Source organism: Corynebacterium sp. UD i78, assembly GCF_056280545.1.
Genome location: NZ_JBWCED010000001.1, coordinates 2,813,482 through 2,834,228, shown reverse-complemented (window position 1 = coordinate 2,834,228; position 20,747 = coordinate 2,813,482). Strand labels below are relative to the sequence as shown.

Here is a 20,747-nt window from a genome sequence, read left to right as displayed (position 1 = left end):
ATTCCGGCGGGTAGGTTGGGAAGGGACTCAGGAGGTTTTCGATCATGAAGTTCATGCGCACGATTCTCACTGCACTCGGCATCCTCGTCGCGGGCTCCCTGGCCCTCGCTCCGGCGGCGACCGCCCAGACCGGCCCCGCTCCGGCACTACCCTCAGTGCCGTCGGCGACCGATCTCCAGGGCATGGCGGAGGACGCCCTCTCCGACGCGCAGAATGCCGTCGACGGAGCCGTCGACGACACCCTCGGGCACCTGCCGGACATCCCCGGTGTCAGTCCGGCACCTGCACCGGCGCCCTCCCCGTCGCCGACCCCGCAGCCGGCACCGCGACCGTCGACCGGCTGCTCCGCCCAGGCGAAGGCCTGCATCAACCTCACCAACCAGACCGCATGGCTGCAGTCCGGTGGCACGATCACCCGCGGTCCGGTGCCGATGAGTTCCGGACGCGCCGGCTACGAGACCCCGGCCGGGCTGACCCAGGTGACGCGCAAGATCATCGATGAGTGGTCGAACACCTATGATGCGCCGATGCCGTACTCGGTGTACTTCTCGGCCGGCACCGCCTACCCGGGCGACATCGGCATCGCCTTCCACGAGGGCTCCCCTGACGTGATGTCCCACGGTTGCATCCACCTGAACCATGACGACGCCGTGGCCTTCTTCAACACCCTGCAGGTCGGGGACTACGTCGACGTGGTGGCGTAGGAGGGGACCGGGGTGGGCTCCGGGGACATGTGTACGCATCATGCAGCGTCAGGCTGTTCGGGAGGGGGCTGGGCCGACCTCAGACTGCGTGATGCTGACATCCATCGCGACACAGGCCGCAGATCCAGCTGCACAGCGTCGGTCACACACAAGATCTGCCACCCCTCAGGTCGTTTTCCGGACTGTCCGGCGACCTGAGGGGTGGCAGATCTCTCTTCGTGAACGGCGGAGACGGGGGGATTTGAACCCCCGGACGATTTCTCGTCGCTGGTTTTCAAGACCAGTGCATTCGGCCGCTCTGCCACATCTCCTCGTGCGCCGGACGGTCCTGCAGGGGCCGCCGACACAGCGGGACAAGTGTAGCGCACCGAGTCCCCGCCGAAAGACTCCCCCGCTGGTGCGTGACCGCTCCCCCACCCCGACCGGGGCAGACGCAGTTACGCTGGAGAGGCATGAAGGCGATCATCCAGACAGACACCAGTGACCCCACCTCCCTGACCTGGCAGGAGACCCCTACCCCGACCCCCACCGACGGCGAGGTCCTGCTGCGGATCACCGCAGCCGGTGTCAACCGGGCCGACACTCTCCAGGCCCAGGGCCATTACCCACCACCGAAGGGGGACACCGACATCATCGGCCTCGAGGCGTCCGGCGTCATCGAGGACGCCAACGGCTGCGTCCGCCCGGACGGCACCCCCTGGTACGCCGGCGACGAGGTCGGAGCACTGCTCTCCGGCGGCGGGTACGCCGAGTACGTCGCCGTCCCCGCAGGTCAGCTGCTTCCTGTGCCGTCCGGGTACAGTCTGACGGACACCGCCAGCGTCGTCGAGGTCGCCTGCACCGTCTGGTCGAACCTCATGATGACCGCTGAGGTCGGGAAGGGCGACCTGGTGCTCATCCACGGCGGTGGCGGCGGTGTGGGCCTGTTCGCCATCCAGGTTGCGAAGGCCCTCGGGGCGCAGGTGGCGGTGACTGCCGGCAGTGAGAAGAAGCTGGAGGTATGCCGCGGCTACGGCGCTGACATGCTCATCAACTACCGCGACGACGACTTCGTCGAGGCCGTCAAGGAGGAGGGCGGGGCAGACGTCATCCTCGACATCATCGGTGCGAAGTACCTGGACCGGAATGTCTCGGCCCTGGCGAAGGACGGCCACCTCGTCATCATCGGCATGCAGGGCGGTGTGAAGGGCGAACTCAATATCGGCAGGCTGCTCAACAAGCGGGGCAGTATCTCGGCGACCGGCCTGCGCTACCGCGACCGGGAGGACAAGGCCCGCGTCGTCGCCGCGACCGTCGAACACGTCTGGCCGCTGCTGGAGAACGGGACGATCCGCCACCACATCGACCGCGTCATCCCGGTCCAGGACGCCGCGGCCGCGCACCAGGCACTGCTCGCCGGGGACATCACCGGGACAATCGTGCTGTCGGTGGAGTAGACGGGGGCGTGAGGCGGAGCCCCTCACGGCGGTGCATCGCCCGGACGCCGGTGACCAGTCCACCGACGGCGAGCATGACACCTCCGCCCTCCAGCGCCCACGCCCAGACCGGGGCACCGGCCAGCAGGCCCAGCGCACCGACCAGAAGCAGCAATGTCCCCAGGACCGTGACCATGCCCGGCAGCATGTCCCTGACCCGCACTCGGCGCGGGGCAGGCGGGGCAGACTCCACCGGTACCGGGACGACCGGGGCCGGCTCCGGAAGGGGAGCCGGTCGGGGACCCCGGATCACGCCCGTCGCCACGGTCTTCAGCACCGACCACCAGCTGAGGAAATCCGGTACCCTGTCATCCACATCAGTCGCCGGGCCGTCCCCGGCATCCAGGGACTGACGCACCAGTGCCCTGACGTCCGGCGGCAGGTTGTCCAGGTCACCGACGGAGACGTCGCGGCGTCCCACCAGGACCCGGACGACCAGACCGGCGAAGACGGAGGCGTCGTTGAGGAATGTCGGCTCCGCCGTCCCGGTGGCGAGCAGCACGCCCACCTGCAGGTCAGCGGCACCGGTGAGGACGACGTCGCGTCCCCGCTCACCGACCCGGACGGCGTCCCCGGTGAGTCCGACAAGATCGCGACCGTTCTTGCGGAAGGTGTCGAGCAGGACGCAGAGCTGCGCCAGCGCGCGGTAGCGCTGCCGAAGTGACACCTCGGACTCGACCGGGGTGTCTGCCATCTCCGCCAGGGACATGGTCGGCCCCACCGCCCGGGCCGCGACCTGGGCAGCCGTGTGCGACGCCGCGAGATCGACGACGAGGACGCCACAGACCAGTCCCCGGTCACGGACCAGTGCCACCGGCCAGTCCGACTGCCGCAGCACCGCGACCCGGACCATGTCGGGACGGACCCGCAGGTACTCCACGAGACCCTCGAGTCGCTTCCGGTCATGGTCACTGATCTGGCGTCCCGGGACTTCGCCGGGGCTGCCTTGACTACCGTGCCTGCCGCGGGCATCCGGCGTGCCGGAGCGGTAGACCAGCGGAATGACCCGGCCCGCCACGACGACAGACCGCCGGTCGGCGTCGGCCAGCTCGACGACCTCGCCGATGCGGACGCTCCACAGGTCACGCGCTGAGGCTGTCGGTTCCCCTGTTTCCACTGTGTCCCCGGTCCCCGCCGGTACCGGTGGCTGTGACGCAGTCATGACCTCTCCTGCCTCCGTGCCTGGGTCTGTGCGGGTTCCGTGCCTGTCTTCAGGCCTGTCCCCGACATCTGCGGAACCTACCTCGCACACCGTACCCGTCGGCAGGACGCCGACCGTGGGCCGGACTCTCCCGCGTGTCGTCCCGCCTGCGGGCGATCCTTCCCCTCGAAAAAGGGGTGTGGCGCGCACTCAGGCAAACCTCATCTTCCGGGTAGACTGTCAGTGTTGCGTCCGGCACCGCCGACGGCAGCGCAGCCACCGGTGACCGTCAAGGAGAAGCCCCGCATGACCACCCGGGGACCGTACGCGAACTCCCGTTCCCACCCCAGCAGGGTGGGGCTGCCCTCACCGGCCAGCCCGACTGGGCGCCACAGAACGGACAGCAGCCGAACGGTGCAGCCCAGCAGCCCACGCAGACCCCACCGAAGCGCCGGGAGATGAGCGGGGCCGCCGCCTGGACACTCACCCTCGCCATTCCCCTGGCGGTCATCATCGGCGGATACGCCCTGCTCCACCTCTTCTTCGGCAAGACCATGCCGACCACCGTCGACGCCGGGAAGTACGTGCTGGAGATGGCTGACGGCGACAGGGTCACCTGCGCCTTCGACGCGGAGACCCCCGGCGGGGTGACCGTCGCTGACGAGGACGCCAGCTAGGCTCCGCTACACCATCCCGCCGACGACGCGGACCAGCTGGTCGACGTCGTAGCGGGTGTTGTGCGGTGCGAAGCCGACACACACGGCGCCACCCATCTCCGCGACCCCCATCTGGTCGAAGAGGGCGCTGTCCTCCAGGCCCACGACCTCGGCGACCACGCCGTTGTCGAGCAGCCGCCCGACCACGCCGGACGCCGTCACACCGGGCACCAGGAAGCTCACCCGCGGCACGCGGTCGACCGAGTTGTAGCCGCTGCCGTCGCTGTCGAAGGAACCGGCGGCCCCGTGGCTGCCGGAGTGACCGTAGCCGTCGTCCTCGCCGGTCACACCGATGACGTGGACCACGCCGAAGTCCCGCAGCCCGTCGACCAGGTGCCGGGCCAGGGTGTGCATGTACGCCTCCGCGGCCGGCAGGGAGGTCCGCAGCCGCTCATGGCGGTCTCCCGTGGCGTCCTCGTCCAGTCCGGCGAGGAAGTCGACTGTCGCCGGGACGGCACCGAGCAGACCGGGGGCCAGCCCACCACGCTCCAGGGCCGCGACCCGGCGCTGCGCCAGGGCCAGCAGATCAGGGGTGGAGTGCCGACCGGTCTTCACCTCCGCCAACCGCAGCTCGGCGAGCATCGCCGGATCACGGAAGACCAGTGCCCCGACCTCCGGACCACCCAGCGGGGCGAGGTCCAGGGCGACGACGTCCGCACCCCATTCCGCCATGTCGATGTAGCGGTAGGGGGCGTAGGATGCCGCATCCACCACGAGCCACCCGTTGGACTTCGCGTGCAGCAGGTCGGCGATGGCACGGACATCCGTCACCGTGCCGATGTGCTCATTCGCCGCAGCGACCGCGACGATGGAGGTCGATGTGCCGATGAGCTCACTGAACTGCCACGTCGGCAGGGAACCCGTGGTCAGCTCGGCCTCGGCCCAGCGGAGGGATGCGCCGTAGAGGTCTGCGGCCAGTTCCCAGGGGGCGTTGCTCACCGGGTCGTCGACGCGGGAAAGCACGACCTCGCGGCCGATCCGCAGCTTCGCCGGAACCGAGGCCGCCAGGGTGTTGAGCAGGACGGCACGGCTGGGGCCCAGCACCACACACTCCGGAGTACCGCCGACCAGGTCGGCGACGGCCTCACGGGCAGCGTCGATGTAGGCGTCCCCCCGGGTGCCGTTGCCGGCGCCGGGGTCCGCCTGCAGCGGCGCGGTGCGGAAAGCCCGCGTCACTGCGGAACTCACCTTCTCCGGGACCTGGGCACGCGCTCCGCCGTTGAGGTAGGTCCACCCGTCGGACTGGGAGACATAGAGCCCTCGGACCCTCGCGGAATCGAACACGCCTGTACGCACCTCTAATCTATGACAGTCACTCGTCTGCACGATCCTACAGCGCCGGGCTGACAGCACCGCAAGCCCCGGAGAGCCGTGCTCGATCCCACAGTGAAACCCCCCTGGAAACGTCCCCCGTTCGTGCGCGACTTCACCTCGCCTCTGCCGCGTCTTTGCCCCGGGGGAGGGAGACCGGGGTACCTTTGTCGGGTGTCAGATTCAGAGAACGAGAGCAGCACCGCCCCGTCGGTCGCGCTGACCCCGGAGTTCGACCGCTACGTCGCCCGGGTCGACGAAGACAAGATCCCGGCGTCCACCTCGCAGACCTACGGGGCCGCCTGGGACGATCTCAAGCGCGGTTTCGGCCAGCGCGAACTGTGGCTCACCCTGGGTTGGCAGGACATCAAGCAGCGCTACCGCCGCTCCGTCCTGGGCCCGCTGTGGATCACCATCGCCACCGGTGTGATGGCCACGGCCCTCGGTCTGCTGTACTCACTGCTCTTCGACATCGACATCAGGACCTTCCTGCCGCACGTCGCGGTCGGCCTCATCCTCTGGGGATTCATCGCCGGCTGCATCAACGAGGGTTCGCAGGTCTTCATCGCCAACGAGGGCCTGATCAAACAGCTGCCCAGTGCGTTGAGCGTGCACGTCTACCGCCTGGTGTGGAAGCAGTTCCTCTTCCTGCTGCACAACCTGGCGATCTGGCTGATCCTGCTGGCCGTGTTCCAGATCCCGGTCGGCTGGGAGGTCATCCTCGCCGTACCCGGCCTGGCCCTGCTCGTCGCCAACGGTGTGTGGGTGACGATGTTCTTCGGCATCATCGCGACCCGCTTCCGGGATGTCGCCCCGCTGCTGGAGTCCCTGGTGCAGCTGCTGTTCTACATGACGCCGATCGTGTGGATGGACTCCACCCTGAAGGACCGTATCGGTGACCTCGGCAACAAGGCCTACCTCGCGGAGATCAACCCGCTGTACCACTACATGGCCATCGTCCGTGGACCGATGATCAACGAGCCGGTGGAGTGGCGTTCCTGGTTGATCGTCTGCGTCCTCACTGTCCTCGGCACCCTCTTCGCCATGATCTTCATGCGCCAGTGGCGCTCCCGCGTCAGCTACTGGGTTTAATCGAGTACAGGAGTTATCCCATGGTTTCCATCGACACCTACAACGCCTGCGTCGACTTCCCGATCTTCGATGCCAAGACCCGTTCCCTGAAGAAGGCCTTCCTCGGCGCCGCCGGCGGTGCGATCGGCCGCAACTCCGAAAACACCGTCGTCGTCGAGGCACTGCGCGACGTGAACCTGCACCTCAAGGAGGGCGACCGGATCGGGCTGGTCGGTCACAACGGTGCCGGCAAGTCGACCCTGCTGCGGCTGCTCTCCGGCATCTACGAGCCGACCCGGGGCTCCGCGGTGGTCAAGGGCCGCGTCGCCCCGGTCTTCGACCTCGGTGTGGGTATGGACCCGGAGATCTCCGGGTGGGAGAACATCATCATCCGCGGACTCTTCCTCGGTGAGTCGAAGCGGTCCATGCAGAAGAAGATGGACGACATCGCCGAATTCTCCGAGCTGGGCGACTACCTCTCCATGCCGTTGCGCACCTACTCCTCCGGCATGCGTGTGCGCCTGGCCCTGGGCGTGGTGACCTCGATCGAGCCGGAGATCCTGCTGCTCGACGAGGGTATCGGCGCGGTGGACGCCGCCTTCATGGCGAAGGCCCGTGAACGGCTGTCCGCCCTGGTCGCGAAGTCCGGCATCCTGGTCTTCGCCTCCCACTCCAATGAGTTCCTGGCTCAGCTGTGCGATTCGGCCCTGTGGGTCAACCACGGCGAGATCAAGGCCTGCGGTCCCGTCGACGAGATCGTCGGCGCCTACGAGGGGCCCGGTGCGCAGGAACACGTCCGCAACGTCCTGCGGGACCTCGGCCGGCTGTAGGTCGGGCGAACGGCCCCCTACCGCACGTACTCCAGCTGCCCCACGTCGATGTAGCCGCAGGCGAAGCCGGCCTGGCAGTACGCCAGATAGAAATGCCACAGCCGCTGGAAGTCCGGGCCGAAGCCCAGGGCATCGACCTGCCCGGTGGATGCGGCGTCCAGGAACGCCGCATCCCACTCCCCCAGCGTCCGCGCGTAGTCGTGTCCGAAGCTGTTCCGCATCCCCAGTGACAGTCCGGCACGCGATGCCGACTCATTGAGCGCCCGCACGCTCGGGATCACCCCGCCGGGGAAGATGTAGGTGGTGATCCACGTCGCGGCGTCCTTCGTGGCGAGCATCTGCGCATGCTCCATGGTGATCGCCTGGATGACCGCGCGCCCGCCGTCCACCAGCCGGTCATGGACGACCTGCATGTATTCGTCCCAGTACTCCGCGCCGACCGCCTCGATCATCTCGATGGAGACGACCGCGTCATAGGTGCCGGTGGCCTCGCGGTAGTCGCACAGCTGCACGTCGACCCGGTCGGCGAACCCTTCTGACGCAATGCGCTCCCGCGCCAGGTCCGCCTGCTCGGTCGACAGCGTCACCGAGGTGACCTGTGCCCCGCGCCGTGCAGCGTGCAGCGAGAGTTCGCCCCAGCCGGTGCCGATCTCGAGGACGCGGCTTCCCTCGCCCACCCCGGCGCGGTCCAGGGCACGCTCGACCTTGGCGTCCTGCGCGGTGGCGAGGTCATACTCCGGGTGCTTGTCGAAGAAGGCCGAGGAGTAGCTGAGTCCCTCGTCGAGGAAGGTCGCGAAGAAGTCGTTCGACAGGTCGTAGTGGGCGCTGATGTTCCGCTTCGCCCCGGCCACCGTGTTCTTCTGCCCGAGCGGACGCCGCGAGGTGTACAGCCCGCCGAGCTTCTGCAGCCACGGCGGCAGCAGCCCGGTGATCTTCCGGCACAGTTTCGTCAGTGTGCCCGCCAGGTCGGCGGCGTCCCAGTCCCCGGCGACATAGGACTCCCCGAAGCCGACGAGTCCCTGGACGCCGAGCCGGGCGTAGAAGTCCCCGGGACGGTGCAGCACCAGGTCGGCGTCCTCCCGCTCCCCCACCGTGATCCCGCACATCGCCGCGGCCCGGGCACAGACCCTCCTCGCAACTTTCCCGGCCAGGGCGGCGTAGGCGCCGGACGGGGCGGCCGGGTAGAGAATGGGCTGGTCGGTGGTGGGCGTCTGGCTCACGGTGCTGTCCTCCGAAACGGGTGGTCTGAACCTGAACTGGTACCTCTCCGAGCGTAACCCTGTCTCCGGGTCAGGGCCGGGTGGGAACCGCGTCACCCGGCCGGCGACCTGGTCTCCGCCACCTGCATGGCACAATGAGCACCATGTCTGAACCGTCAGCAGCACTCCTGGACCGCACCGGCACCACCGCCGCGGTCATCGTCACCCACAACCGGGTCGAGCTGCTGAAGGGGTCCCTCGGCATCGTCTGCTCCCAGACGCACCCGGTGGACAAGGTGATTGTGGTGGACAACGGTGCAGATGACGCCGTCCGTGCTCTCGTTGAGGAGGTGGCCGGCGACCGTGCCGTCTACGTCCCGTCGAAGACCAACCTCGGCGGCGCCGGGGGCTTCGCCCTCGGTTTCCTCACCGCACTGTCCCTGGGGATGGACGCTGTGTGGTGCGCCGACGATGACGGACGCCCCACCGACGAGAACGTGCTGGAGACGCTCTACGGCGTCGCCGAAGCGAACGGTCTTGCTGAAGTTTCTCCCGTGGTCTGCAACATCGATGAGCCGGCCCGGCTCGCCTTCCCGCTGCGCCAGGGTGTGGTCTGGCGACGCTACCTCTCCGAGCTGCAGGGCGACTTCCTCCCCGGCATCGCCAGCCTGTTCAACGGGGCACTGATCAGCGCCAGGGCCATGGATGTGATCGGTGTGCCGGACTACCGTCTGTTCATCCGTGGTGACGAAGTCGAGTACCACCGCCGCATCGTCCGGTCCGGCCTGCCCTTCGGAACCTGCCTGACCACCTCCTACCTGCACCCGGACGGCTCCGACGAGTTCCGTCCGATCCTCGGTGGGAAGATGCACACCCAGTACCCGGACAGTGAGTTCAAGCGCTACTTCACCTACCGGAACCGGGGTTTCCTCATGAACCAGCCGGGGATGCGTCGGCTGCTGCCCCAGGAGTACGCACGCTTCGGCTGGTACTTCCTGGTCCAGCAGCGTGACATCAAGGGTTTCAAGGAGTGGCTGCGGCTGCTGCGCAAGGGTCAGCAGGAGAAGTTCTACCGTCCGTAGGCGGGCCGCGTCCTCGCGCGGCTGGTGCAGGGCCGGCCGGGGCCGGTGCAGAAAACTGCCCCGATTCGGAACTGCCGACACATCCGGAACGCCCGAATCAGACCAACATTCCGCACAGCTACCCCTGGAACGTTCTACTCAACGCCGCTACACTGCAGAGGCACGCGGCAGGGGGTCGTGGCGGAGGGGAACACATGGGCACACAGCAGACCAAGCAGATCTGGACAACCGCCGAACTGAAGGACGCCGGGTGGGATGACCGGAGAATCGCCGCCGCCGTCACGAAGAAGGCACTCTACAAGTTGATGAACGGGTGGTACGTCACCGATCCCTCCCCGCGGCTCACTCTCGCCGCCTACGCGACGGCGTATCCGAAGCTGGTCTACACGGGGAACACTGCGTCTTTCCTGCTGGGGGTGGGTCCGATGCGGTGGCCGGCGGAAGCGGACCACCCGAGCTCCACCCGCAGAGATCCACGCATCCGCATCCGTCGCCGCATTCCCAGACCCTCGCTCGACCTGGGGGACCTCCGGGTCAGCACACCCGCCGCCATCGCGGCGTCCCTGGTCACCGACGATGAGGACGCTGCGATCAAGGTACTGGAAACCGGTTACTCCGGGCTGACGGGGAGTGCTCGACTGACGGAGGACCTGGAAGACCTCAGTGGCACCGGGCGGGCGAAGCTGGAGAGCATCCGGAACAGATCAGTCATCGGCACGGCCAGCGGGCTGGAGAAGAAGGCGTTACTACTGATCAGGAAGTCATTGAAAGCCGAGCGCGACAGAGGTGAGATCACGATCGAGACGAATGTGATGGTCAGGGGCTACTGCTTCGACATCGTGATCCCGGAGGTCAGGCTCCTCATCGAGATCGACAGCTACACCTACCACGGAGGAGGGAATGCGAGGCGAACCACCTTCACGAACGACAGATGCAAAGGGAACCAGGCGACACGATGGGACTACCACCTGTTGCGGTACTCCGACCTCAGCGTCAACAAAGCACCGGAGTATGTCGCGACCGAGGTGGCGGACACGGTGCGCCACCTGCTCAAGCGGCTGCGACGTAACCGCCGGGAGGACGAGGCGATCGACACCGACCGGCCGATGAAGGACTGGCACCCACGTCCGTGACTTCCTGGCCCGGTCACACCACCCGGAAGATCACCCAGCGCTGGATGATGAAGTTCAGCACCGTCGCCGTGCCCTGGGCAATGACGAAACTGATCGCTCGGACCCAGAAGCCGGAGAAGTCGTTGTCCTCCAGCCAGGGGATGCACACCACGTACAGGCCCAGCTGCACCACATAGGTCAGCAGGTAGGAGCACATCGTGGCGATGAACCGCTTGGTCGACGGAGCCGCCTGGAAGGTCCACCGCCGGTTGATGAAGTACGCGGTCAGCGTCCCCAGGATGAAGCCGATGGTCTTCGACAGGCCGTCGCCCAGTCCGGCGAGGTGCAGCAGATACGTCGACCCGAAGTCGACGACCGCACCGATGACACCAGTACAGATGAAGCGGAAGAGCTGCGTCTTCAGCGGGACGTTGACCGTCATCGTCCCCGGTTGTTCACCGGATGCGACAGAAGTCACCTCAGCCGACATTCTTCACCTTCACCTCTCCCTTCCCGGGCCTGTGCCGGAAGGTCCACAACTTGTTGAACAGGAAGTTCGCCGGGATCGCGACGATCACGCCGATGAAGTTACCCCAGTAGGCCCGCGTCCTCAGCCCCGTCGAATCATCCCAGATCGCGTGGGACAGGGCGATGGGTGAGTCATCGTTGACCAGCGCCGTCTGCACCAGCAGGGTGATGAGCAGGCCGAAGATGCCCACCAGCATGAAGCTGAACATGGGACGCACCCACGGCGTCCCCTTCTTCGCCTTGAAGGTGTAGTGCCGGTTGAGGAAGAAGTTCCAGATGTTCGCCACGATGAAGGCGAGCACACTGAAGACGTGGTACCAGCGCACGTGGAACGCCGAACCGAAGAGGTTCACGAACGGGTGGTACTGGTCAAAATCCCACACTGCCTGGGTGAACTTGTTCGACAGCACCATGACGCCCTGGTTGACCACGAAGCCGGACGCGCCGACGATCCCGAAGGTGATGAACTGCTTCAGGATGCGGCGTTTGCGCCCGACAGGCCGGGGCGGCTGCTCGGGCGGCCGTTCGGTGACGGCATCGGTCACGGGAGTCCTCACTTGCTGCAGGAAAAGGGAATCACCGCTCTACGCTACTCAGCGGCCCCCTGATTCACCGAACCGTCACACCGGCGCGTCCCTGTCAGTTCCCCGGCGCGTCACGCCTGGAGCAGGAAGCGGTACATCTCCAACCGGTCGACGAGACTGCATTTCGGCACCAGCGGGATGACGGCGGACGCGGTCCCCTCCCACACGTCGGCACCGCAGGTCGCAAGCAGATGACCGGACTCCCGTGACAGGTCACGGATCTCCTCGGCGCTCAACGGGTCGCAGGACCGGTGGTCGTCGGTGGCACCGAGGCCGGCGTCCGCCCGGGTGAATCCGAGAGCCGCCATGAGCATCGCGGTGACCTCGTCGACGGTCTCCCGGTCCGACAGAGTCGACAGAGCCACGACCCGCGACCAGGCGGCGGCGCGTCCTACCGGGGTCGTCTCGACGGGGAAGCCCGACAGCACCCGGCGCGTCGCCTCCCCCACCTGGGCCGGACGCCCCAGATCGAGGGCCTGGAGCAGCGGGGTGAACTCGTACAGGTCCCCACTGAGCAGCAGGGCACGCAGCTCCGGGCCGAGCTCACCGAGGATCTCGGCGACGGTCTCCTCACCGGTCAGGGCGACATTCACCGCGGCGAGGTCGACGTCGCGCGGTAGTCCGACGGGGTGGTCCACTGTGCCGGGGACGGGGAAGGACTCAGGATCAGCCGGGGCGTCCCCGTCGGGCGCGAAACCACCGGCGAGGCAGACCGCGTCGGGGGTGTGGTCGTCACGGGGCATCGCACCGGCCGTGGTGACGGTGACGGTGTACCCGTCGACGACGAGGATGCCGGTACCGTCGCGACCCAGTGCCTCACGCAGCGGCGTGCCGATCGGACCGGCGGTGCGGGAGTAGACACGCAGCCGGTCGTTGCGCCGGGCCTGCAGGGACCAGGTGGTGATCGCCGGCAACCGGTCGGCAGCCTCGGAACCGTCGGCGCCGTTGAGCATGGTGGACGCCCCGGGCCAGTCCAGGGACAACAGGACCGCACGGACGGTCTCGGCGACGGAGAGAGCACCGTTGAGTCCGAGCGCACGGGTGAACCAGCCGAGACCGGGGACGTGGTGCTCGGCCAGGAGCAGGAGGGTCAGTTCATGGTCGGCGGCGTCCGCCGGTGGGACGGGTCGAGCGGCATGGGCGATCCCCGGCAGTTCGAGCACCGCGGCGAGGCCGCCGGGGTCGCCGGACGGGGTGGTGTCGCGGACGACTCCCCGTCCGGATCCCCGACGCTGCGGCAGGTGCTGGGCATTCATGCGACCCAGCGTAGCGCCGTCCGCGACAGCTCGCCGGGGACGGCGGACCGATTTCTGAGGCCGTATCAGTTCATGACCAGCGGCAGCGCACGCAACTCGCCGCCGAGACGCTGCACCCGGAGCTTGTCCAGGGCGTTCCAGCTCTGCACCAGATCGCGCAGGCCACGGGCCGCCGCCATGGCACGGACGACGGCCTCGGCGGTGTCCCCGGTGATGCCCTCGGGGGCACGGCCGGGTTGCGGAGTGAAGTCGGCATCCGCCCAGGCACCGCCCCAGCCAGGCTGCCGCTTGCCGGGGTTGGCCTCGGCGAAGGTGGCCTTGTTCTCCTCGACGGCCTCAGCGGCCTGAGCCACCGTGGCGGCCACGTCGACGGTCCGCAGTGTCCCGGCGGTGTCGGTGGGGAAACCGAAGGAGTCGCGGGCCGCGTCCCCGGTGAGCGGTTCCCCGCCCTCGCCGACGACGACGGTCGGGCGGGCGAGCAGAAGTTCCAGCATCCCGTCACGGGACCCGCGCCGGTCGATCCAGTCGGCGTCGGCGGCGAATCCACGGATACCGTCGGCGTCGACGAGCCAGGCGCCGGAGAATTCGCCGAGCACGACGCGGGCGTCGACCTCGACCTGCCAGACCGCGGTGACCTCACCGACGGTCGCGGCGACGAGCACCGGCGGATCCTGTGGTCGGGTGCCGGTCTCCGTGGTAACGGGAGCGGTCTCGGCAGCGGTCACTTCGCGTCCTTCGCGGTCGAGGTCACCGGTGTCTTCGCACCGGTGGTGGCACCGGAGTCGGCGGCGACGGCGGGGTTCTGCTCCGACAGTCTCGCCACGACGGCGACGGCACCTACCTGGGCGATGCCCCAGACAGTGAACGGCAGGCGGCGGAAGATGCCCCCGAGCAGCGGGAGCCGGCCGAGGGTCCGGGTGATGACGCCGGTGGCCACACGGTCGACCCTGGCATTGAACCAGGACCCTACGACGACCGCCACAATGCCGACGGTCACCGGGACGAGGTGCTTCCGCAGTCCCGCCCCCGCGGCCGGGGTCTCACCGTGACCGGTGGCGGCCGGAGCACCCGTGCCGGCCTGCTGCGGAACAGGGAGGGGCACCTGGTTCGTCGCGACAGCGGTCCCACCGCCGGCGGCCAGGACCCCGAGGCTGACGAGTCGTCGCTTCCACGGCGTCGTGACGAGGTCATGGGCGAGGTAGTAGCCGACGGTCGTCGTTCCCAGAACGGTGAGATCGGGCGTTCGGTTCAGGTCTGGTGCGGCACTCATGGAGCCCAGCGTAGAGGACGCACCTGACCGCGCAATGCCGGTTCCGCTGCAGGTTCCCTGGCCGTACGCGCCGGAGTAGGCTGAGCTGCATGTTCGGCAGGAGAAACACAGGCAGCAACGGCGACGGCAGCGGTGGGAAGGACAAGCTGAAGGACCGGATGCGGCGCAACATCGCCAAGGCCAACGACGGCAGGCCCGCCGGCGAACGCGGTTCCATGGCACAGACCGCGGTGGTCGGCGGCACCGACCCGGAGGCCCACTACGAGGCGGCGCGGCACATCGAGGCGCCGGTCAACGAGTTCATGGGCCGGCTCATCGCCCAGGAACTGCCGATCCTGGACTCCACCAGCCGCTCGATCGTCAATGCGGCACTGCGGGAGCACAAGGAGGCCGGTAAGCCGCAGATCACCTGTGTGGGCGAACTGCCCGAGGAGATCCGCGAGATCATGGGGCTCTAGCGCTCTAGCGCTCTAGTGCTCTAGAACTCCGACGCTCTGGCGTTCTAGCTGCGCCTCGTCGCCGCCTCCCCACGACAGGCTTCGGCCAGCCGCCAGCGCCCGCGGTACTCCGCGGCCTTCGCGGCGGCCTCGGCGCAGCGGTCCGCACCGGTGGTGTTCCCCAGTGCCGACAGGGCCGCTGAACGGGCGCGCAGCAGACGCACCGGACCGTCGTCGTCCGCCCCTGCCTCCCCGGGGGCGCAGCCGGACGCCACGCCGGTGTCCACCCAGTTACCGCCGACCGCGGCCAGTCCCGCGGCGGAGACCGCGCACGCCTCATGGCAGGCACCGGCGACGACCAGGGCGTCGGCGAGATCCGCGAGGTCGGCGACATGGTCGACCAGACCCAGCGGGGACGCCGAGGGCGGGGCGGGCAGGGACCGGGCGGATGCCGTCACCGCCGTGATGACGGTGGCGTCCACGATGCCCCGGCCCGACACCGGGTTCATCATCGTTTTCCCCGGTCACCGCCCCGACCAGGGCACCACCGGTCAGCGGGACGGCCCGGGGCAGCAGCCGCAGCACGGCCCACAGCCCCTGCACCGCGTACTCCACCGACGGGCGGGTCGGGAGTGCACCGGAGAGCAGGATGTCGAGGTCGATCAGGCGTCTGACCAGGGGGTGGGATCCCGACCGGAGCCGGGTCATGTTCCGTACCCGGCCCGGGGCGTCGTGGGCGGTACCGGCGCAGGCGCACTCCCGCACCATGCGGTCGACCTCGGCGAGCAGTCCGCTGGAGGAGGGGGCGATCTGGCGGGCACAGGCGAAGCAGCCCACTCCGTGGCCTGCGGCGCAGTCGGAACGACGGACGAACTCCGCGGCGACATCGAGCACCACCGGGTCACCGTCATCGGCGGTGAGGACGCGCATCCGGTCGACGACGCAGTCCGCGGCGTCCGTCAGCCCGAGCAGGGTGTACATCACGGTGGCGCACAGTGCGTCCGTCGCATCGAAGGACGCCAGGTCCACCGGTCCGACACCGGGCAGTTCCGCCAGATCCGCCGGATCAGAGGGAAAGGCGGTGGGCAGGGCCGCCGGCAGGGCCAGACCGCGCAGGGCGGGGATGCCGGCGAGGTCGGCGGCGTCGATGAGCGGGACCGGGTACTCCAGGGTCTCCGGCACCAACGTCGTCCACATCGCCCGGCCGTTGCGGGTATCACAGCGTACCGCCTGCTCACGCAGCTGCTCCGACAGCTCGTCGGCCAGCTCGCGGACCGTCGGGCCACCGGTCACGAGGCGGCGTCCTCCCAGATCGGAGGCGGAATCCGCGGACCAGCCGGTCTCGACCACCGCGCGCAGTACCGGGGCGGCCACCGCCGGCGGGTCGACGACGTCGACGGTGCGCACCAGCAGCGACAGGGCGGTTTCGGGAGCGCCCGCGAGGGCGAGGTAGCCGGCGACATGCAGCAGGGCGGGCACCAGTTCAGGCACACCGGTGGCGGTGGCGACGATGCCGGCGATCCGGTCGACCGTGGTGGTGGTGTCGACCATGTGCGCCAGCGGGACCAGCGAGGCAGCGGTGAGCAGCGTCCACTGCACGGAATCGGCCCGGCCGGTGTCCTCCCCGTGGCACAGCACCCGCAGCAGGGTGTCCAGGTCCCCGCGCAGCAGCGCGACGGTCCCCCTGACCACCGCCAGTTCCTCCGCCCCGCACGAAGTCTCCCCCACCAGTTCCAGCAGTTCACGGGCCTGTTCCAGGCGTCCCGTCGCGAGCAGGACCCGGGAGCGCAGCCCGGCGATCTCCACGGTCTCCGCCCCGTACCGGCGCAGCACGGCCACGCTGCGGTCGGTGAGGGAGTCGATCTCGGCCAGCGACGTCTCCGGATCCGCGGCGGCGGCCAGGGGGACATCCACCCAGTGGCCGCGGAACTCATCGGTCAGCCGTCCGCCTTCCCCGTCGAGCGGTGCACCGTCAGGCCCGGGATGACCCACGGCGTCCTGGTGGGACGGACGCCGCACCGGATCATGCCGGTGCCGGTGCCACAACTCCGGCAGTCCACTGACCGGGTGCCCGGCAGGCGGCAACGGCGTGACACCGGGCAGCACCAGCGGACGCGGCGCGAGGGTGACCGTGTGCACAATGATGCGGTGCCGCAGGTCAGCCGCCGATTCTCGGGCCGCAGTGAGCGAGGGATGCTGCGGTGAGGCCTCGACGGAGGCCAGTTCGTCGGCCATGGCGGTGAAGCGCCTGAGAAGCACCGGGACCGGGATCTCGCCGCGTGCATGTGCCGCACGCAGCGTCTCCCATTCGTGGGCGATCCGGGCAACCCTACCCTCAGCACGACTGAGGCCGCCATAACCAAGCATGTCCTTACTATGGCATACCTGTGGTGGCATCCGTACATCAACGGCAGTGAAAGATGCGTCACTATCCGCACCCGTCCGCCGGGAAGAGTCCCTGAGGCGTCCGGTCCCGGCTGTAGTGTGGTCCGCATGGAATTGCAGACGCACACCCGGTCTCTCACCGGTTGGGGACGCACCGCCCCCACCACCGCAGAGGTCCTGTCCACCCCGGACGTCGACGTCATCGCCGCCGCCGTCGCACAGGTCGCCGACAGTAACGCCGACAAGCCCGACCACCTCAAGCGCGGCGTCATCGCCCGCGGCATGGGCCGCTCCTACGGCGACCCCGCCATGAACGGCGGTGGTCTCGTCATCGACATGCAGGCGCTGAACACGATCCACTCGATCGACCCGGACACCGCCATCGTCGACGTGGACGCCGGCGTGACCCTCGACCAGCTCATGAAGGCCGCGCTGCCCTACGGCCTGTGGGTCCCCGTCCTGCCCGGTACCCGCCAGGTCACCATCGGTGGCGCGATCGGCCCGGACATCCACGGCAAGAACCACCACTCCGCCGGTTCCTTCGGCAACCACGTCCGCTCGATAGAGCTGCTGGTCGCCGACGGTCGCGTCCTGCACCTGGAGCCGGAAGGCTCCTCCGACGACCCGGACGGCACCCTGTTCTGGGCGACCGTCGGCGGCATGGGCCTGACCGGTGTCATCCTGCGCGCCACCATCGAGATGACGAAGACCGAGACGGCGTACTTCCTCTGCGACGTCGACCGGACGAACACCCTCGACGAGACCATCGCCGCGCACTCGGACGGCTCCGAAGTCAACTACACCTACTCCTCGGCGTGGTTCGACTGCATCTCGCCGGAGCCGAAGCTGGGACGCTCCACGATCTCCCGTGGTTCGCTGGCCACCCTCGACCAGCTCAAGGAGTTCGCCCCGAAGCTGGCCAAGGACCCGCTGAAGTTCAACGCCCCCCAGCTCATGACCGTGCCGGACATCTTCCCGTCCTTCACGCTCAACAAGCTGACGCTGTCGGCGGTGGGTATGGCCTACTACGCCATGGGCAAGCCGGCACGGAACCAGATCGAGAACCTCACGCAGTTCTACCAGCCGCTCGACCTCATCGGTGAGTGGAACCGCGGCTACGGCTCCAAGGGCTTCCTGCAGTACCAGTTCGTGGTGCCGGTGGAGGCCGTCGAGCCGTTCAAGCAGATCATCAAGGACATCCAGTCCTCCGGCCACTACTCGGCACTGAACGTCTTCAAGCTCTTCGGCCCGGGCAACCGCGCCCCGCTGAGCTACCCGATGCCGGGCTGGAACGTCTGCGTCGACTTCCCGATCCGTCCGGGCCTGGGCGACTTCCTCGACCGTCTCGACAGACAGGTCATGGAGTTCGGCGGACGCCTCTACCTGGCAAAGGAGTCCCGCACCACCGCGGAGAACTTCCACCGGATGTACCCGGGCCTTCCGGGCTGGCTGGAGACCCGCCGGTCCATCGACCCGACGGGCGTCTTCGCGTCCGACATGTCCCGCCGCCTCGAGCTCAACTAGGAGACTTTTTCCATGATCAACGCTGTGGGTAAGCCCCAGTCCATCCTCCTGCTCGGCGGTGCGTCCGACATGGGCCTCGCCGTCGTCGAGCAGTTCCTGTCGCGTGGCCCGGCCCGCGTCGTGCTCGCCGCCCGTGCCGGTGAGGACATGTCCTCCCCGATCGCCCGGTGTGAGGCCGCCGGTGCGTCCGCGGTCGAGACCGTCGGGTTCGACGCCACCGCCTTCGACACCCACGAGGAGATCATCGACTCCATCGAGGGTGACATCGACCTGGCCATCGTCGCCTTCGGCGTCCTCGGTGACAACGAGGTGCAGTGGCAGAACCAGAAGCAGGCCGTCCTCGCCGCGCAGGTCAACTACACCGGTGCGGTCTCGGTGGGCGTGCTGCTCGCCGACCGGATGAAGAAGCAGGGCCACGGTCAGATCGTGGTCTTCTCCTCCGTCGCCGGCGAGATGGTCCGCCGCTCGAACTTCGTCTACGGCTCCACCAAGGCCGGCGTGGACGGCTTCTACCGCATGCTCGGTGAGGCCCTGCGCGGCACCGGCGTGCGCGTGCTCACCGTGCGCCCCGGTCAGGTGCGCACCAATATGACGGCCGGGCTGGACGATGCCCCGCTCACCGTCGACAAGGAGGACGCCGCAAAGGCCATCGCCGCCGGCGTGGACGGCAAGAAGACCGTCATCTGGATCCACCCGCTGTTCCGCTGGGTGATGCTGATCCTGAAGAACCTGCCGCAGTTCGTGGTGCGCAAACTCCCGATCTAGGGCGGTACCCGGTCTGGGCGGGGCACCACGCCCCGCCCGCCCCCTCGTCGAATCAGCACCGTCGAATCAGCACCGTCGAATCAGCACCCTCACCAGTCGTCGAACCCCCGGCGACCCCCCGGCGGCTGCCTGTGAGAGTGCTTTCCCGACATGCAGGGTCACTCTTCGTCTGAGAGCCCCAGCGATTCCCGCTCTTGTCCGGTCAACCGGAACCGCAGCGGCTTTCCGGAAGTCTGCTCCACCAGCCCACGTTCCACGAGATCGACGGTCCTCGGTCGGACAAACTGCTTGGACTTCCTGATCGAACCAGCGACCACATCGAGCCCGACCTCGCCGCGTCCGCGAATGGGGACGCCGCGTTCTCCTCCAACATCCTTATCCGATCGAATACACGGGAAAGCTGGCGGTGCCGTAACTCTGTTCAGCTGCCGGTGGGGGTGCTTTCTCGACATGCGCCTCCTCCACATCCCGCAACTCACCCTCACCGGAGCAGAAATCGCTGCTCATCCTGCTGGTGAGGGTGAGTTGCGGACATCAGGCGGAAGGAGGGGAAGAGGCGAGGGGACGGCCCCTGCTCCGCGCTACTCCGCGCTACTCCGCGTCCGCCGGGGCGAGCTCGCTCTCGGTGACCCACTTGTGGTTCGTCATCGTCATCCCGTCATCGGTGGTGATGTCCACCATGTAGACGGTCTCCTGCGTCGAGGAGTCGATGGTGGCGGTCGCTCCCTCCATTCCGCTCATATGGTCGGCGGCGAGTGTGACCTCGGTGCCGTCGGCGAGCGGGGCGTCACCGGGGTTCTCCAGCTCCTCCTGGACGACCCAGCGGTGGTCACTCACCGGTGCGCCGCCGTCGGTCGGCGTGTAGCTCACCGAATAGGCCGTGGTCGAGTAGGCGCCGGTCACAGTGCCGGTCGCGCCTTCCATCCCCTCCATGTGATCGGCCAGCACGGTCACCTCGGTACCGACCGGATACATCGGATTCACTGCGTCCTCGATACCGGCCGGCGCCTCACCGCCGTCCATGGCGTGGTCGTGCATGTCACCCATGCCACCGTCGTCAGCGTCCTCGGTGGTCATGCCGGTCATGTCCGCCATGTCGTGACCCTCGTGGCCGTCATGTCCACTGTCGGAATCGTCTCCGCAGGCCGCGAGAGTGAGGGCGGACGCCAGAACCAGCGATGCCAGGGCAGGGGTACGTGAGATCTTCATGCCGCCGATGGTATACCCCCGCGGGGTATTGAGGCACCCCTCAGAGACTCCCCCTCCCACCCGGGAAAGCCGTCAGAACGAGCAGACGCCGGGAGTGGGATTGTCACTGTTGACGATCGGGCACCAGACGAAATAGTAGAGCGCCGCC

General features: G+C 68.2%; 20 protein-coding genes and 1 tRNA gene. 10 read left to right on the top strand and 11 right to left on the bottom strand.

The genetic code is table 11. The annotated features are described in order from the left end of the window. Positions 1 to 44 precede the first annotated feature (44 nt). Entirely contained in the window at positions 45 to 704 is a 660-nt protein-coding gene (locus ACZ9GM_RS13275; protein WP_291473911.1) for a L,D-transpeptidase, read from the top strand. A 226-nt stretch (positions 705 to 930) separates the two neighbouring features. Here ACZ9GM_RS13275 and ACZ9GM_RS13270 read toward each other — a convergent pair. Continuing rightward, positions 931 to 1,015, bottom strand: a tRNA-Ser gene (locus ACZ9GM_RS13270). A 141-nt stretch (positions 1,016 to 1,156) separates the two neighbouring features. Here ACZ9GM_RS13270 and ACZ9GM_RS13265 point away from each other — a divergent pair. Beyond that, positions 1,157 to 2,140 (top strand): NAD(P)H-quinone oxidoreductase, encoded by a 984-nt coding sequence (locus tag ACZ9GM_RS13265; RefSeq protein ID WP_476038109.1) that lies wholly within the window; start codon positions 1,157 to 1,159, stop codon positions 2,138 to 2,140. Here ACZ9GM_RS13265 and ACZ9GM_RS13260 read toward each other — a convergent pair. Further along, the gene (locus ACZ9GM_RS13260; RefSeq protein ID WP_476038108.1) at positions 2,109 to 3,341 is read right to left on the bottom strand and encodes a hypothetical protein; all 1,233 of its coding nucleotides are present in this window, start codon (positions 3,339 to 3,341) and stop codon (positions 2,109 to 2,111) included. The genes ACZ9GM_RS13265 and ACZ9GM_RS13260 overlap by 32 nt on opposite strands. 437 nt (positions 3,342 to 3,778) lie before the next feature. Between ACZ9GM_RS13260 and ACZ9GM_RS13255 the strand changes: the two genes are divergently transcribed. After that, positions 3,779 to 3,997 carry a hypothetical protein gene (locus tag ACZ9GM_RS13255; RefSeq protein WP_476038107.1) on the top strand — a complete coding sequence of 73 codons (219 nt, stop codon included), beginning with the start codon at positions 3,779 to 3,781 and terminating at the stop codon, positions 3,995 to 3,997. Between the two features lie 6 nt (positions 3,998 to 4,003). On the opposite strand, the gene ACZ9GM_RS13250 is transcribed toward ACZ9GM_RS13255, so the two are convergent. Then, positions 4,004 to 5,320 carry an aminotransferase class V-fold PLP-dependent enzyme gene (locus tag ACZ9GM_RS13250; RefSeq protein ID WP_291473915.1) on the bottom strand — a complete coding sequence of 439 codons (1,317 nt, stop codon included), beginning with the start codon at positions 5,318 to 5,320 and terminating at the stop codon, positions 4,004 to 4,006. A 246-nt stretch (positions 5,321 to 5,566) separates the two neighbouring features. Here ACZ9GM_RS13250 and wzm point away from each other — a divergent pair, with 246 nt between their 5' ends. Both wzm and wzt read left to right on the top strand, forming a co-directional pair. After that, positions 5,567 to 6,439 (top strand): galactan export ABC transporter permease subunit Wzm/RfbD, encoded by an 873-nt coding sequence (wzm, locus tag ACZ9GM_RS13245; protein WP_291473976.1) that lies wholly within the window; start codon positions 5,567 to 5,569, stop codon positions 6,437 to 6,439. A gap of 20 nt (positions 6,440 to 6,459) precedes the next feature. Beyond that, on the top strand, positions 6,460 to 7,248 hold the full coding sequence (gene wzt, locus ACZ9GM_RS13240) for a galactan export ABC transporter ATP-binding subunit Wzt/RfbE (RefSeq protein WP_291473916.1): 789 nt from the start codon (positions 6,460 to 6,462) through the stop codon (positions 7,246 to 7,248). A 17-nt stretch (positions 7,249 to 7,265) separates the two neighbouring features. Here the strand turns inward: wzt and ACZ9GM_RS13235 are convergent, their stop codons facing one another. Continuing rightward, the gene (locus ACZ9GM_RS13235) at positions 7,266 to 8,468 is read right to left on the bottom strand and encodes an SAM-dependent methyltransferase (protein ID WP_291473917.1); all 1,203 of its coding nucleotides are present in this window, start codon (positions 8,466 to 8,468) and stop codon (positions 7,266 to 7,268) included. A gap of 143 nt (positions 8,469 to 8,611) precedes the next feature. On the opposite strand from ACZ9GM_RS13235, the gene glfT1 reads away from it, so the two are divergent. Next, positions 8,612 to 9,529: a galactofuranosyltransferase GlfT1 gene (gene glfT1 / locus ACZ9GM_RS13230; RefSeq protein WP_476038106.1), complete on the top strand. Its 918-nt coding sequence runs from the start codon at positions 8,612 to 8,614 to the stop codon at positions 9,527 to 9,529. Between the two features lie 194 nt (positions 9,530 to 9,723). Continuing rightward, positions 9,724 to 10,662, top strand: coding sequence for a hypothetical protein (locus tag ACZ9GM_RS13225; protein ID WP_476038105.1), 939 nt, complete (start codon positions 9,724 to 9,726; stop codon positions 10,660 to 10,662). Between the two features lie 13 nt (positions 10,663 to 10,675). Here ACZ9GM_RS13225 and ACZ9GM_RS13220 read toward each other — a convergent pair whose 3' ends face one another. The 5 genes from ACZ9GM_RS13220 to ACZ9GM_RS13200 form a co-directional block, all read right to left on the bottom strand. After that, positions 10,676 to 11,119 (bottom strand): GtrA family protein, encoded by a 444-nt coding sequence (locus tag ACZ9GM_RS13220; protein ID WP_291473920.1) that lies wholly within the window; start codon positions 11,117 to 11,119, stop codon positions 10,676 to 10,678. A gap of 1 nt (position 11,120) precedes the next feature. Then, complete coding sequence (locus ACZ9GM_RS13215) at positions 11,121 to 11,714, bottom strand: GtrA family protein (RefSeq protein ID WP_291473921.1); 594 nt, start codon at positions 11,712 to 11,714, stop codon at positions 11,121 to 11,123. 110 nt (positions 11,715 to 11,824) lie between these two features. Next, positions 11,825 to 13,009 (bottom strand): hypothetical protein, encoded by a 1,185-nt coding sequence (locus ACZ9GM_RS13210; protein ID WP_291473922.1) that lies wholly within the window; start codon positions 13,007 to 13,009, stop codon positions 11,825 to 11,827. A gap of 65 nt (positions 13,010 to 13,074) precedes the next feature. Further along, positions 13,075 to 13,734 carry an N-acetylglucosamine-6-phosphate deacetylase gene (locus ACZ9GM_RS13205; protein ID WP_476038104.1) on the bottom strand — a complete coding sequence of 220 codons (660 nt, stop codon included), beginning with the start codon at positions 13,732 to 13,734 and terminating at the stop codon, positions 13,075 to 13,077. After that, a complete protein-coding gene (locus tag ACZ9GM_RS13200; protein ID WP_476038103.1) occupies positions 13,731 to 14,279 on the bottom strand; it encodes a hypothetical protein in 549 nt (182 codons plus the stop codon). The genes ACZ9GM_RS13205 and ACZ9GM_RS13200 overlap by 4 nt, the downstream gene beginning before the upstream one ends. A gap of 89 nt (positions 14,280 to 14,368) precedes the next feature. Here ACZ9GM_RS13200 and ACZ9GM_RS13195 point away from each other — a divergent pair, with 89 nt between their 5' ends. Further along, complete coding sequence (locus ACZ9GM_RS13195; protein WP_476038102.1) at positions 14,369 to 14,737, top strand: hypothetical protein; 369 nt, start codon at positions 14,369 to 14,371, stop codon at positions 14,735 to 14,737. A gap of 315 nt (positions 14,738 to 15,052) precedes the next feature. On the opposite strand, the gene ACZ9GM_RS13190 is transcribed toward ACZ9GM_RS13195, so the two are convergent. After that, positions 15,053 to 17,083 carry a hypothetical protein gene (locus ACZ9GM_RS13190; RefSeq protein WP_476038101.1) on the bottom strand — a complete coding sequence of 677 codons (2,031 nt, stop codon included), beginning with the start codon at positions 17,081 to 17,083 and terminating at the stop codon, positions 15,053 to 15,055. A gap of 126 nt (positions 17,084 to 17,209) precedes the next feature. On the opposite strand from ACZ9GM_RS13190, the gene ACZ9GM_RS13185 reads away from it, so the two are divergent. Together ACZ9GM_RS13185 and ACZ9GM_RS13180 are read left to right on the top strand one after the other, a co-directional pair. Next, positions 17,210 to 18,625, top strand: coding sequence for an FAD-binding oxidoreductase (locus ACZ9GM_RS13185; RefSeq protein WP_476038100.1), 1,416 nt, complete (start codon positions 17,210 to 17,212; stop codon positions 18,623 to 18,625). Positions 18,626 to 18,637: 12 nt separating this feature from the next. Further along, positions 18,638 to 19,390 carry a decaprenylphospho-beta-D-erythro-pentofuranosid-2-ulose 2-reductase gene (locus ACZ9GM_RS13180; RefSeq protein WP_476038099.1) on the top strand — a complete coding sequence of 251 codons (753 nt, stop codon included), beginning with the start codon at positions 18,638 to 18,640 and terminating at the stop codon, positions 19,388 to 19,390. 591 nt (positions 19,391 to 19,981) lie between these two features. Here ACZ9GM_RS13180 and ACZ9GM_RS13175 read toward each other — a convergent pair. Continuing rightward, on the bottom strand, positions 19,982 to 20,599 hold the full coding sequence (locus ACZ9GM_RS13175; RefSeq protein WP_476038098.1) for a YdhK family protein: 618 nt from the start codon (positions 20,597 to 20,599) through the stop codon (positions 19,982 to 19,984). Positions 20,600 to 20,747: the final 148 nt, after the last annotated feature.